General features: G+C 67.3%; 13 protein-coding genes. 9 read left to right on the top strand and 4 right to left on the bottom strand.

Annotated elements, in window-relative coordinates; genetic code table 11:
- Window positions 1–1,128: a branched-chain amino acid ABC transporter substrate-binding protein gene (locus tag GR303_RS08235; RefSeq protein ID WP_201751951.1), complete on the top strand. Its 1,128-nt coding sequence runs from the start codon at window positions 1–3 to the stop codon at window positions 1,126–1,128.
- A gap of 94 nt (window positions 1,129–1,222) precedes the next feature.
- On the top strand, window positions 1,223–1,603 hold the full coding sequence (locus tag GR303_RS08230) for an ACT domain-containing protein (protein WP_161722423.1): 381 nt from the start codon (window positions 1,223–1,225) through the stop codon (window positions 1,601–1,603).
- An 8-nt stretch (window positions 1,604–1,611) separates the two neighbouring features.
- Here the strand turns inward: GR303_RS08230 and GR303_RS08225 are convergent, their stop codons facing one another.
- Entirely contained in the window at window positions 1,612–2,340 is a 729-nt protein-coding gene (locus GR303_RS08225) for a cytochrome c biogenesis CcdA family protein (protein ID WP_161722424.1), read from the bottom strand.
- Between the two features lie 96 nt (window positions 2,341–2,436).
- Here GR303_RS08225 and GR303_RS08220 point away from each other — a divergent pair, with 96 nt between their 5' ends.
- Window positions 2,437–3,453: a P1 family peptidase gene (locus tag GR303_RS08220; protein ID WP_161722425.1), complete on the top strand. Its 1,017-nt coding sequence runs from the start codon at window positions 2,437–2,439 to the stop codon at window positions 3,451–3,453.
- Window positions 3,450–3,947 carry a hypothetical protein gene (locus tag GR303_RS08215; protein WP_161722426.1) on the top strand — a complete coding sequence of 166 codons (498 nt, stop codon included), beginning with the start codon at window positions 3,450–3,452 and terminating at the stop codon, window positions 3,945–3,947. Before GR303_RS08220 ends, GR303_RS08215 begins: the two co-directional genes overlap by 4 nt.
- A 56-nt stretch (window positions 3,948–4,003) precedes the next feature.
- Here GR303_RS08215 and GR303_RS08210 read toward each other — a convergent pair whose 3' ends face one another.
- Together GR303_RS08210 and GR303_RS08205 are read right to left on the bottom strand one after the other, a co-directional pair.
- A complete protein-coding gene (locus tag GR303_RS08210; RefSeq protein ID WP_161722427.1) occupies window positions 4,004–5,131 on the bottom strand; it encodes a hypothetical protein in 1,128 nt (375 codons plus the stop codon).
- 130 nt (window positions 5,132–5,261) lie between these two features.
- The gene (locus GR303_RS08205) at window positions 5,262–6,503 is read right to left on the bottom strand and encodes an NAD(P)/FAD-dependent oxidoreductase (RefSeq protein WP_161722428.1); all 1,242 of its coding nucleotides are present in this window, start codon (window positions 6,501–6,503) and stop codon (window positions 5,262–5,264) included.
- Between the two features lie 213 nt (window positions 6,504–6,716).
- On the opposite strand from GR303_RS08205, the gene rpe reads away from it, so the two are divergent.
- From rpe to GR303_RS08180, 5 genes are all read left to right on the top strand, one after another.
- Window positions 6,717–7,388, top strand: coding sequence for a ribulose-phosphate 3-epimerase (gene rpe, locus GR303_RS08200; protein ID WP_161722429.1), 672 nt, complete (start codon window positions 6,717–6,719; stop codon window positions 7,386–7,388).
- A gap of 57 nt (window positions 7,389–7,445) precedes the next feature.
- A complete protein-coding gene (purB, locus tag GR303_RS08195; protein ID WP_161722430.1) occupies window positions 7,446–8,759 on the top strand; it encodes an adenylosuccinate lyase in 1,314 nt (437 codons plus the stop codon).
- A gap of 77 nt (window positions 8,760–8,836) precedes the next feature.
- On the top strand, window positions 8,837–10,087 hold the full coding sequence (locus GR303_RS08190) for an SAM-dependent methyltransferase (RefSeq protein WP_161722431.1): 1,251 nt from the start codon (window positions 8,837–8,839) through the stop codon (window positions 10,085–10,087).
- A gap of 31 nt (window positions 10,088–10,118) precedes the next feature.
- Complete coding sequence (locus tag GR303_RS08185) at window positions 10,119–10,670, top strand: RBBP9/YdeN family alpha/beta hydrolase (protein ID WP_161722432.1); 552 nt, start codon at window positions 10,119–10,121, stop codon at window positions 10,668–10,670.
- A 36-nt stretch (window positions 10,671–10,706) separates the two neighbouring features.
- Window positions 10,707–11,378: a Spy/CpxP family protein refolding chaperone gene (locus GR303_RS08180; protein ID WP_161722433.1), complete on the top strand. Its 672-nt coding sequence runs from the start codon at window positions 10,707–10,709 to the stop codon at window positions 11,376–11,378.
- 60 nt (window positions 11,379–11,438) lie between these two features.
- On the opposite strand, the gene rpsD is transcribed toward GR303_RS08180, so the two are convergent.
- Window positions 11,439–12,056 carry a 30S ribosomal protein S4 gene (gene rpsD / locus GR303_RS08175; protein WP_161722434.1) on the bottom strand — a complete coding sequence of 206 codons (618 nt, stop codon included), beginning with the start codon at window positions 12,054–12,056 and terminating at the stop codon, window positions 11,439–11,441.
- Window positions 12,057–12,125 lie beyond the last annotated feature (69 nt).

Here is a 12,125-nt window from a genome sequence, read left to right as displayed (position 1 = left end):
ATGAAAAAACTGCTGTTGACCGGCGTGGCGCTTGGTCTTGGCCTCGCCTTCTCCAGCGCTGCCAGCGCCCAGATCAAGATCGGCGTTGCTGGCCCCATCACCGGCCCGAACGCGGCTTTCGGCGCCCAGCTGAAGAACGGCGTCGAGCAGGCTGTCGAGGACATCAACGCGGCTGGCGGCATCAACGGCCAGAAGCTGCAGATCGTCATCGGCGACGACGTCTCCGACCCCAAGCAGGGCGTGTCGGTGGCCAACAAGTTCGCCGCTGAGGGCGTGAAGTTCGTGGTCGGCCACTTCAACTCCGGCGTGTCGATCCCCGCCTCCCAGGTCTACGAGGAAGCCGGCATCGTCCAGATCACCCCGGCCTCGACGAACCCGCAGTTCACCGAGCGCGGCCTCTGGAACACCTTCCGCACCTGCGGTCGCGACGACCAGCAGGGCGCGGTTGCCGGCGCATACCTCGCCGACAAGTTCAAGGGCAAGAAGGTCGCCGTCATTCACGACAAGACCCCCTACGGCAAGGGCCTTGCCGACGAGACCCAGAAGGCCATGAACGCCAAGGGCCTCAAGGAAGTCGTGTACGAGGGCATCAACCCGGGCGAGAAGGACTACTCCGCGCTCGTGTCGAAGCTGAAGCAGGCCGGCGTCGACGTCGTCTACTTCGGCGGCCTCCACACGGAAGCCGGCCTCATCATCCGCCAGATGCGCGACCAGGGCCTCCAGGCTCCGATGATGTCGGGCGACGGCATCGTGTCGGCCGAGTTCACCTCGATCGCCGGCCCGGGCGCCGACGGCACCCTGATGACCTTCTCGCCGGATCCGCGCAAGAACCCGAACGCGAAGGACGTGGTGGCCAAGTTCAAGGCCAAGAACTTCGAGCCGGAAGCCTACACCCTGTACTCCTACGCCGCGGCCCAGATCCTGGCCGAGGCCGCGAAGCAGGCGGGCAGCACCGACGGCAAGAAGGTCGCCGACGTCATGAAGGCGGGCAAGCCCTTCAAGACCGTGATCGGCGACATCTCCTTCGACAAGAAGGGCGACATCACCCGTCCGGACTACATCATGTACGTCTGGAAGAAGGGCGCCGACGGCAAGATCGACTACACGGGCAACGAACTCGCCATGTAATCGACCTAATCGACCGGCCCAAAAGCCAACCGACGGAACCCGCCCTGGCGACAGGGCGGGTTTTCTTATGGAAAGCTGTTCTGCAGAACAATCCATGCCAACACTCAGCCTGATTCTCCTGAAGGAGACCTATGCCGTCTGCCGCCTCCCGGGCGGTGCATCGGTCGCAGCACCTCGGCCGGGAGCCTTCTCGCTCCTGGTGCAGGCCGTCGAGGAGACGACCCTCGTCTGCCCCGCCGCCCAGGCACCAGCGGAGGCGGAGATCGATGCGGGCTGGCGGTGCTTTCGGATCATGCAAAGCTTCGACTTCAGCGTGCCGGGGATCCTCGCCTCCGTGCTCGATCCCCTGGCCAGGGCCCGGATCGGCATCTTCGCCACCTCCACCTTCAGCACGGATTATGTGCTCGTGAAGGAACAGGATGTGGAGCGGGCAGTCGAGGCCCTGCGGGCCGCAGGGCACCGGATCGATGTCTGATCGCAACCTTATCCCAACCGCCCAAGCGCCGGGAACGTCTCCAGGAGCCAGAAGGACATGCTGGTGATCCAGCCGGTGAGGAAGGCGATTCCGGTGAGAACGAGGAGCACGCCCATCACCTTCTCAACCATGGCGAAGCGCGAGCGCATGCGCTTCAGGAGCGCCACGAAGGGCTTCATGGCGAAGGCGGCGAGCAGGAAGGGGATGCCGAGGCCCGCCGAATAGGCGGCGAGCAGCAGGGCGCCCTGGGCGACGCTGTCCTCCGAGCCCGCGACCGTGAGGATCGCCGCCAGCACCGGCCCGATGCAGGGCGTCCAGCCGAAGGCGAAGGCGAGGCCCATCACGTAGGCGCCCCAGAGGCCCACGGGCTTTTCCACGCTGAACCGGGCCTCGCGGTAGAACAGCCCGATCCGGAACACGCCGAGGAAGTGGAGGCCCATGACGATGATGGCGACGCCCGCCACCGTGCTCAGCACGTCCAGATATTGCCGGATCACCTGGCCCAGGGCCGAGGCGGTGGCGCCGAGCAGAACGAAAACCGTCGAAAACCCCGCCACGAAAAGCAGGGCGGCCAGGACGGCGCGCCGGCGCACGGCGCGGTCGTCGCCCGCGCTCAACCGGTCGAAGGTCGTGCCGGCGAGGAAGGACAGGTAGGGCGGCACCAGCGGCAGGACGCAGGGGCTCAAGAAGCTGACGAGGCCGCCGAGGGCGGCGGCCGGAAGGGACACGCTGAGCATGAACGCCTTTTATCCCGTTGCGGCTTCCCGAGAAAGCCGGTGAAACGCCGCTTCGCCAGCTTGTGAAGGCCCCGGAATTCCGGTTTGCTGAACCCCATGACCGAGCTTCGCAATCTCATCACCGACGTGGCAGGCCTTCGCGTCGGCAATGCCCACGACCCCGATCTCGGCTCCGGCGTCACCGTCGCGCTCTTCGACGAGCCCGCAGTGGCGTCCTATTGCGTGATGGGCGGTGCGCCGGGTACCCGGGACACGGACCTGCTGGAGCCGGACAAGGTGGTTCCCGGAGTCAACGCCATCGTGCTCTCCGGCGGCTCCGCCTTCGGCCTGGACGCGGCCGGCGGGGTGCAGGCCTACTTGCGGGAGAAGGGCGTCGGCTTCGCAGTGGGGTCCGCCCTCGTCCCCCTCGTGCCCCAGGCGATCACCTTCGACCTGCTCAACGGCGGCAACAAGGAGTGGGGCCGCTATCCGCCCTATCGCGAGCTGGGCTACGAGGCCGCTCGGGCGGCAGGGGAGGATTTTGCGCTCGGCACGAGTGGCGGCGGCTACGGCGCCACCACCGTCAACCTCAAGGGCGGTCTCGGCTCCGCCAGCGCGGTCACCGGCTCGGGCCATGTGGTCGGGGCGCTGGTGATCGTGAACGCCCTCGCCTCGGCCGTCATCGGCGAGGGCCCGCATTTCTGGGCCGGCGGGTTCGAGGAGGGCAAGGAATTCGGCGGCCTCGGTCTGCCGGAGCGCATCACCCCCGAGATGCGCCGCCTGGACTGGAAGGGCCGCAACCGGGAGAGCAAGCCGCCGATCTCGACCACCATCGCGCTTGTCGCCACCGATGCGGTTCTGACCAAGGCCCAGGCCAAGCGCCTGGCCGTCGTGGCCCATGACGGGCTGGCGCGAGCGCTGCGCTTCGCCCACGCGCTCTACGACGGCGACACGATCTTTGCCGCCGGCACCGGCCGCAAGCCCCTGGCGGACGAGGCCGGGGACCTGATCGAGATCGGGGCGCTCGCCGCCGACTGCCTCACCCGTGCCATCGCACGGGGCATCTACGAGGCCACCGCTCTGCCCTTCCCGGGCGCGCAGCCCGCATGGAAGGATCGCTGGGGACGGCGATGACGACCCAATGGCCGGACTCGATCACGATCGACGGGGAGCAGTGGCCCGTAGGCCTTCGCGGCATGCCGGACCCCCTGCCGCGGCCTTACCCGCGCGGCCTGGTGATCGAGTTCGAGTACCCCCACACGGGGCTCTATCGGGGCTATCTCGCCCGGTGGGGACTGCGCGGCAGCCGGCTTTACCTCGAAGCGCTCGAGGCGCATGGCTGGATCGGCGAAACAGGACCGCCCGAAACCCTGCGGGAGCTGCATCCCGGCGGCCCCATGATCCGGCACATCGACTTCCGGCCGCGGGACTTCACGCTCGAGGACGTGTTCGGCAGCCCGGAGCCGGTCTGGGCGAGCTGGGTCACGACCGAGCTGCGGGTCGCCTCCAGCAGGGCCACGTACCGGCATACGTCATGGAAGACCTTCTGCTCGCGCTGGCGTGTCCTGACCGTGGAGAACGGTGTCGTCGTGCGGGACAGGATCGAGCCGGGCGAAGTGAGGGGGTGAACGCCTGCCCTCGGGCACGCCTTCGCCGAGGGATCTGTTTCGCCCTCTGAGCGCAGCTACGACGCTGCCATGGCCGCGCGGGCGGGCCTGTGAATGTCGGCCCCTTCCCCCAGCTTCCACAGAAAGCTTGCCATCTTTGCCTCGGTTGCGGATCGCGTCTGTCCGAGCAGCCGGTCCAGGGTGACCTGCACGTTCTCGGTCGATGTCAGCAAGGCGGCGGCCAGGCGCGGGCAGACGGAGGCGATCAGCCGGGCCAGGCGCTGGGACTCGCCGGCATCGATGACGAAGGTGGTGCGGACCAGGTCCATCAACCGGTTCTCGGAATGGGCCGGCCTGATCATCAGGAGGGTCGTTTCGCAGCCGAAAATGTCCTGCGCCGCTCCCCGCATGGGGATGAGATAGGCCACCGCAGCCCCGTTCTCCTCCGTTGCCGGCAGGGGAATGGGCCCCCGGAGCTGGTCGAACAGGCCCGCGGTGAGGCGCGCGAGGCTGCTGCTCAAGCCTTCTTGAGCGCTTCTGTCCTTGAATGCGATCCGGTCGCCTGCCCTGACGCTCACCTGGGACAGGCGATCTTCCATGGCGACATTGCAGGCGAGAAGCCGGCCGCTCCGGGTCAGCACCGCGGCAGGAATGTCCATGAACTGAAGCGCCGAGACCGTCGAGCGGGCCTGCCGCAGCCCGAGCCTCGTGAACAGGAAGGCCGCGCGGGAGAGATGGGGCCGCAGGACATTGAGCCTTGCCCGCAACTCGGGATCCATCGGCCCATGGTGGAAGGGGCGTTCGAACCGCATGGACACCCGGCCGCCGTTGGGAATCTGCATCAGAGCCCCCGCAGACCAGCCGCCGCCCCGGGGACGGATGAAGTCGCGGTACATGGGGATCGTGTCGATCTCGCCGGGTGCGAAGATTTCGGTCTCGTCGAAGAACTGCAGGCGCCTGCGCCGGCTTCCCCGCTCGGCCCAGGTATTCCGCAGGTGCCATCCTTGGGCATAGAAGTCGCCCAGAACCGGACGGAAGCGCTCCGTGGCCACCCAGGACCGCGCGCCCCCGGCCGTCTCAGCAATCATGAAGCCGCCATTCGCACCCGCAAAGGACGAGATCTTCTCGAAGACCTGAAACCATCGTTCCGGAGTGACCGCAGCCTCGTAAATGTCGCTGACTAACTCTCGGTCACCCCAAACCATCAACCCGCTCCGTAACGTTGGAGCGGATCATAAACGTTCTAACCTCTCCTACAAGAATTTTCCCCTCTAAATGGGTAGGATGACATTCTTGTGAACGAGACTTTACGAGGGCGCGGAGGAGGCGCCTCGGCTAGAAGCGATCGGCCCGATACGGCCTCGGGTCCACCATCGGCGTCTCTCCCGTGATCATCTCGGCGAGGAGCCGGCCCGTCACCGGGCCGAGGGTGAGGCCGTGATGGGCGTGGCCGAAGCCGAACCACAGGTTCTTGTGCTTCGGCGCCGGGCCGATGATCGGCATCATGTCCGGGGTGCAGGGGCGCATCCCCATCCAGGGCTCCGGATCGACCCGCTCGCCCAGCGGGAAGAACTCGCGGGCGATGGGCTCGGCCCGGCCGAGCTGGACCGGGGTCTTGGGCGCGTCGCGCTCGGCGAATTCCGCTCCGGTCGTAAGCCGGATTCCCTTCGACATGGGAGCCAGGAAATAGCCGCGGTCGAAGTCGAGGGTCGGACGGTTGAGCACGGCATTGCCCTGGGGCTTGTAGTGCATGTGGTAGCCGCGCTTGACCGCAAGCGGCAGGCTGTAGCCGAGGCGCTTCGTCACCACGTCGGCCCAGGCGCCGAGCGCCACGACCACGGCGCCGGCCTCAACCGAGCCCCTCTCGGTCTGGACGCGCCAGCCCGCCGGCGTCTCCTCCAGCGTCTTGGCATCGCCCGCCGCCAGCTCGCCGCCGAGGCGCTCGAAGAGCCCGACATAGCCCATGGTCAGCATGTGCGGGTCGGAGACGGAAGCCGGGTCGGTCCAGTGAATGCCGCCCTTCGTCTCCACCTTCAGGTGCGGCTCCCGCTCGGCCACCGCCCTGGTGTCGAGGGCGTCGAAGTTGACGCCGAAATCGCGCCTGACGTTCTCCGCATCCCTGAACTGCTCGTCGCGGCTCTTCTCGTCGCGAAACACCTTCATCCAGCCGGTCGGGCGGATCAGGTGGGTGGAGCCGGATTCCTCGGCCAGCGCCATGTGCTCCGTGACGGAGCGCTCGATGAGGGGCGCGTACATCCGGGCGATCGCCTTGTGCTGGGCGGGACGCGAATGCATCCAGTACTGCCACAGGAAGGGCGCGAGCTTCGGGATCGCGGCCCAGTGGTAATGGGCGTCGATGGTGTTGTTGAGGGCGTAGCGCAGGAGCGCGCCGAAATCGTGCGGGAAGCCGTAAGGATAGACGCCCTCGCGCTGGATCAGGCCCGCATTGCCGAAGGAGGTCTCCTCGCCGGGCTTGCGCTTGTCGACCAGGAGAACCGACCGTCCGCGCTTCTGCAGGTGCACGGCGATGGACACGCCGACGATGCCGGCCCCGAGAACAACCACATCCTTACGCATGAAGGCCTGCCCCATTTCAGTCGCCGGTCGGGAACGACCGGCAGGTTCGTACCGTTCGAAACGAGGCCATCTTTACTCCTCCCGGATCGAGGACGTCCACGGAATTCCTGCCGCAAACGGACCTCTCCCCAGGCGAGTGGCATTCGACTGGTTCGCGTCCTTAGCGCCATTGTCCCGTTGCCGCGAGGGCAGGCCCGTGCTAACGGCGCGGCCATGACACGCCCCCTTCTCATCGCCCCCTCCATCCTGGCCGCCGACTTCTCCAAGCTCGGCGAGGAGATCCGCGCCGTCGACGGGGCGGGAGCCGACTGGATCCACATCGACGCGATGGACGGGCATTTCGTGCCGAACATCACCATCGGCCCGGATGTGGTGAAGGCCTTGCGCCCCCATACCCGAAAGGTCTTCGACGTTCACCTGATGATCGCGCCGGTCGATCCTTACCTGGAGGCCTTCGCGAAGGCGGGCGCGGACATCATCAGCATTCATGCGGAGGCGGGCCCGCACCTGCACCGGTCGCTCCAGACCATCCGGGCGCTCGGCAAGAAGGCGGGCGTGGTGCTCAACCCCGGCACCCATGAATCCGCCATCGAGCCCGTGCTCGACATGGTGGATCTCGTGCTGCTGATGACCGTCAATCCAGGCTTCGGCGGGCAAGCCTTCATCGGCTCCGTCTGCGACAAGGTTCGCCGTGTAAAGGCGATGATCGGCGATCGCGACATCGACATCGAGATCGACGGCGGCGTGACCGCCGAGACGGCTCCCCTCGTGGCCGCCGCCGGCGCCAACGCGCTGGTCGCAGGATCGGCCACCTTCAAGGGCGGCCCCTCGGCCTACGCGGCCAACATGGCGGCCATTCGCGAGGCGGCGGCACGGGCGCGTTGAGATCGCGGGGTGATCGTGCTACCGCGCGGGCATGTCCCCGCGTGGAAGTGAGCAGTCATGATCCCCCGTTACAGCCGTCCCGAGATGGTGGCCATCTGGTCGCCGGAAACCAAGTTCCGCATCTGGTTCGAGATCGAGGCCCACGCCACCACGGCGCTGGCCAATCTCGGCGTCGTGCCGAAGGAGGCGGCTGAGAAGGTCTGGGAGAAGGGCTCCAAGGCCACCTTCGACGTGGAGCGCATCGACGCCATCGAGCGCGAGGTCAAGCACGACGTCATCGCCTTCCTGACGCATCTCGCCGAGATCGTCGGCCCGGAGGCCCGCTTCGTCCACCAGGGCATGACCTCCTCCGACGTGCTCGACACCACCTTCAACGTGCAGCTCGCCCGCGCCACCGACATCCTGCTGCGCGACATGGACGAGCTGCTCGCCGCCATCAGGCGCCGCGCCTTCGAGCACAAGATGACGCCGACCATCGGCCGCTCGCACGGCATCCACGCGGAGCCCACCACCTTCGGCCTGAAGCTCGCCCAAGCCTATGCCGAGTTCGAGCGCTGCAAGCTCCGGCTCATCGAGGCCCGGCGCGAGATCTCCACCTGCGCCATCTCGGGCGCCGTCGGCACTTTCGCCAACATCGATCCTTCCGTTGAGGACTACGTGGCCGAGCAGATGGGGCTTCAGGTCGAGCCGGTCTCGACCCAGGTCATCCCCCGCGACCGCCACGCCATGTACTTCGCGACGCTCGCCGTCATCGCCTCGTCCATCGAACGGCTGGCCACGGAGGTGCGCCACCTGCAGAGGAGCGAGGTTCTGGAAGCCGAGGAATTCTTCTCGGCCGGCCAGAAGGGCTCCTCGGCCATGCCGCACAAGCGCAACCCGGTGCTCACCGAGAACCTGACGGGCCTTGCCCGCATGGTGCGCGCCTACGCCCTGCCGGCCATGGAGAACGTGGCGCTCTGGCACGAGCGGGACATCTCCCACTCCTCCGTGGAGCGCATGATCGGTCCCGACGCCACGATCACCCTGGACTTCGCGCTGGCACGGCTCACCAACGTGATCGACAAGCTCGTGGTCTATCCGGAGAACATGCAGAAGAACCTGGACCGCCTCGGCGGGCTCGTCCATTCCCAGCGGGTTCTGCTGGCGCTCACCCAGAAGGGCGCCTCCCGCGAGGACGCCTACCGGCTCGTCCAGCGCAACGCCATGCCGGTCTGGCGCGGCGAGGGCGACTTCCTCACCCTCCTGAAGAACGATGCCGACGTGACGAGGCATCTGAAGCCCGAGGAGATCGAGGCCTGCTTCGACCTCGGCTACCACTTCAAGCATGTGGACACGATCTTCACCCGGGTCTTCGGAGCGAGCGCCGCCTAGCCCGAGGGGCTGGCAATAGTTTCCGAAATAAGCAAGAATTCCCGTGCGGAGCGATCAACGGCGCGGGAATTGCCGCCATGCTGTCGGAGACCATTCTCAAAACAGCCTTCGAGCGCGCGGTCAGGCGGGGCAGCCTGGACATGGTCACCGCCGGGGGCGAGCGCTTCACCTTCGGGGACGGAGGCGAGCCCCGGGTCTCGATCCGCTTCACGGACGCCGCGGCCCAGATGGCCCTCTGCCTCCATCCGGAGCTGAAGCTCGGCGAGCTGTTCACGGATGGGCGCCTCGTCGTCGAGCAGGGCACGTTTCTCGACCTGCTCCAGCTCCTGCTTCAGGACACCCGCGGCGAACTCGACGAGCTTCCCCTGTCGCGCCTGCGCAAGATCCGCTCCTGGATGATCCGCCGGGCGGAGAACGATGCGACGAGGGCCAAGCGCAACGTCGCCCATCACTACGATCTCGACGGGCGGCTCTACGCCCTCTTCCTGGACAGCGACCGCCAGTATTCCTGCGCCTATTTCGACCGTCCCGACGCCAGTCTCGAGGAGGCTCAAGCCGCCAAGAAGCGGCACATCGCGGCCAAGCTGCTGGTGGACCGCGGGCACAGCGTGCTCGACATCGGCTCCGGCTGGGGCGGCATGGGCCTCTACCTCGCCCAGGCAGCGGGGGCCGGCTCCGTCAAGGGGATCACCCTCTCCGAGGAGCAGCTCGACGTCTCGCGCCGGCGGGCCGCCGCCGCTGGGGTCATGGACCGGGTCCGCTTCGACCTGGAGGACTACCGGCACATCTCCGGGAGCTTCGACCGCATCGTCTCGGTGGGCATGTTCGAGCATGTGGGCCTGCCCTCCTACGACGATTACTTCCAGGCCTGCCGCCGCCTCCTGAAGGAGGACGGGGTCATGCTCCTGCACACCATCGGGCGCTCGGGTGCGCCCTACCCGACCAATCCCTGGATCACCAAGTACATCTTCCCCGGCGGCCACCTGCCCGTTCTGTCGGAGATGATGCCGGCCATCGAACGGGCGGGGCTGATCGTCACCGACATCGAGGTTCTGCGCCTGCACTACGCCTATACCCTGCAGGCCTGGCGCGAGCGCTTCCTGGCTCACCGCGAGGAGGTCCTGAAGCTCTACGACGAGCGCTTCTGCCGGATGTGGGAATGCTACCTTGCCCTGTCGGAATCCGCCTTCCGCTGGCAGGACGCGGTGGTGTTCCAGCTGCAGCTCGCCCGGCGCAACGACGTGGTGCCGATCACCCGCGACTACATCGCCGAGCGGGAGGCCGCCCTGAAGGAGACGGAGGCCATGGAGTTCAGGAGAAGCGCTTGAAGGCTCCCCCGAGGGCCTTTATCTCCGGGGCATGAAAACCTCCGATTGCAGCATCCTCATCGTTCCAGGCTACACGAATTCGGGCGAGGACCATTGGCAGAGCCGATGGGAGCGCCAGCTCTCGTCCGCGCGGCGGGTCGAGCAGGAGAGCTGGGACGCACCCAGCAGGGACGCCTGGGTCGGGCGGATCCTCGAGGACGTGAAGCGGGCCGACAAGCCGGTCGTGCTCGTCGGTCACAGCCTCGGCGTGCTCGCCATCGCCCATGCCGCCCCGCTCCTGCCCAGGGGCAAGGTCCAGGGCGCCTTCCTGGTCAGCCTGCCGGACGTGGAGCGTCCGGACTTCATCCCCGCCATCGACCGCGCCTTCGCCCCGATCCCGCGCGATCCCCTGCCCTTCCCGTCGGTTCTGATCGCCAGCCGGACCGATCCGCATTGCGACTACGCCAAGGCGGAGGACATCGCCTATGCCTGGGGCTCGGCCATCGTGGATGCGGGGGATTCGGGCCATCTCAACGCCGAGAGCGGCCATGGCCCATGGCCCGAGGGGCTGATGCGCTTCGCCGGATTCCTGAAGCGGCTCTGAGGCCGGCGCCGGCCCTCTCCACATGACGAAAAGTTCATGCGGCAGTCACCTCCGGGAGAGCAGGATCGGAGCAATCCTGTCCTTACCGCCATCACGGAGGAGATCCGCATGAAGACCCTCGCCACTCTCACCCTCGCAGCGCTGCTGGCCGGAACCGGAACCGCGGCCGTCGCGCAGCAGAGCCCCGCACCGCAGACGCCTTCGCCCGCCGCTCAGGATCAGGCGCAGCCCTCCCCCCGGCGCGGCCTGAGCCAGGAGGATTTCAACCGGCTCGTGGATGCCCGCATCGCCTCGATCAAGGCCGGGCTCAAGCTCTCGACCGACCAGGAGCGGCTCTGGGGACCGGTGGAGAGCGCCATCCGCACGGCCGCCAGCGGGCTCTTCGCCCGCATGGAGCAGCGCCCCGACCGCGAGCAGCGCCAGTCCATGGATTTCATGCAGCGCCTCGAGCGCCGCAGCGCCATGATGACGGAGCGGGCCCAGCGCTCGGCCGCCGTCACGACGGCCATGCGCCCTCTCTGGGACACCCTGACCGAAGACCAGAAGCGGATCGCGCCCCGCCTGCTGCGCGAGGCCGTCGACCAGGACGGCCCGCGCTGGCACGAGCGCGGCGGGCGCCGCGGCCATGGTCGCGACCATGGCCGCATGGGCATGATGGAGCATGGCGGGCCGGGTCACGGAGGGCACCGTCCGCCCGCCCGGCCATGACCCCACAGCAAAAAGGCCGCCCCATGGGGCGGCCTTTTCGTTTGAACTCTTGTGGCGGCTTTAGCGCGAGTAGAACTCGACCACGAGGTTCGGTTCCATCTGAACCGGATAAGGAACCTCGGAGAGGGTCGGGATCCGGGTCAGGCGGGCCGTCATCTTGGAGTGATCGACCTCGATGTAGTCCGGAACGTCGCGCTCGGCGAGCTGGCTCGCAACGACCACGATCTCGAGCTGCTTCGACTTCTCGCGCACCTCGATCACGTCGCCGGCCTTCACGAGATAGCTCGGGATGTTGACGCGGCGGCCGTTGACCTTCACGTGCCCGTGGTTGACGAACTGGCGGGCGGCGAAGGGGGTCGGCACGAACTTGGCACGGTACACGACCGCGTCGAGACGGCGCTCGAGCAGGCCGACCAGGTTCTCACCGGAGTCGCCCTTCTGGCGGATCGCCTCCGCGTAGTAGCGGCGGAACTGCTTCTCGGTGATGTTGGCGTAGTAGCCCTTCAGCTTCTGCTTGGCGCGCAGCTGCGTGCCGAAGTCGGAGAGCTTGCCCTTGCGGCGCTGGCCGTGCTGGCCGGGGCCGTATTCGCGGCGGTTCACGGGGCTCTTCGGGCGGCCCCAGATATTCTGGCCCATGCGGCGGTCAAGCTTGTGCTTGGCCTGAATGCGCTTCGACATCGCTGTTCCTCTTGGTTGTCGAATTTGCGAGGAACGCGCCCTTCCTCTTCCCCGAGGGGACGACAGGCC

Source organism: Microvirga arsenatis (assembly GCF_009910705.1).
In the GTDB taxonomy this organism is placed as follows: Bacteria; Pseudomonadota; Alphaproteobacteria; order Rhizobiales; family Beijerinckiaceae; genus Microvirga; species Microvirga arsenatis.
This window is presented reverse-complemented; position numbering and strand designations above follow the sequence as displayed.

Excerpts from the sequence above, each read along its gene's own strand:
- GR303_RS08235 (WP_201751951.1), top strand. The coding sequence starts at position 1 with ATGAAAAAACTGCTGTTGACCGGCGTGGCGCTTGGTCTTGGCCTCGCC.
- GR303_RS08230 (WP_161722423.1), top strand. The coding sequence starts at position 1,223 with ATGCCAACACTCAGCCTGATTCTCCTGAAGGAGACCTATGCCGTCTGC.
- GR303_RS08225 (WP_161722424.1), bottom strand. The coding sequence starts at position 2,340 with ATGCTCAGCGTGTCCCTTCCGGCCGCCGCCCTCGGCGGCCTCGTCAGC.
- GR303_RS08220 (WP_161722425.1), top strand. The coding sequence starts at position 2,437 with ATGACCGAGCTTCGCAATCTCATCACCGACGTGGCAGGCCTTCGCGTC.
- GR303_RS08215 (WP_161722426.1), top strand. The coding sequence starts at position 3,450 with ATGACGACCCAATGGCCGGACTCGATCACGATCGACGGGGAGCAGTGG.
- GR303_RS08210 (WP_161722427.1), bottom strand. The coding sequence starts at position 5,131 with ATGGTTTGGGGTGACCGAGAGTTAGTCAGCGACATTTACGAGGCTGCG.
- GR303_RS08205 (WP_161722428.1), bottom strand. The coding sequence starts at position 6,503 with ATGCGTAAGGATGTGGTTGTTCTCGGGGCCGGCATCGTCGGCGTGTCC.
- rpe (WP_161722429.1), top strand. The coding sequence starts at position 6,717 with ATGACACGCCCCCTTCTCATCGCCCCCTCCATCCTGGCCGCCGACTTC.
- purB (WP_161722430.1), top strand. The coding sequence starts at position 7,446 with ATGATCCCCCGTTACAGCCGTCCCGAGATGGTGGCCATCTGGTCGCCG.
- GR303_RS08190 (WP_161722431.1), top strand. The coding sequence starts at position 8,837 with ATGCTGTCGGAGACCATTCTCAAAACAGCCTTCGAGCGCGCGGTCAGG.
- GR303_RS08185 (WP_161722432.1), top strand. The coding sequence starts at position 10,119 with ATGAAAACCTCCGATTGCAGCATCCTCATCGTTCCAGGCTACACGAAT.
- GR303_RS08180 (WP_161722433.1), top strand. The coding sequence starts at position 10,707 with ATGCGGCAGTCACCTCCGGGAGAGCAGGATCGGAGCAATCCTGTCCTT.
- rpsD (WP_161722434.1), bottom strand. The coding sequence starts at position 12,056 with ATGTCGAAGCGCATTCAGGCCAAGCACAAGCTTGACCGCCGCATGGGC.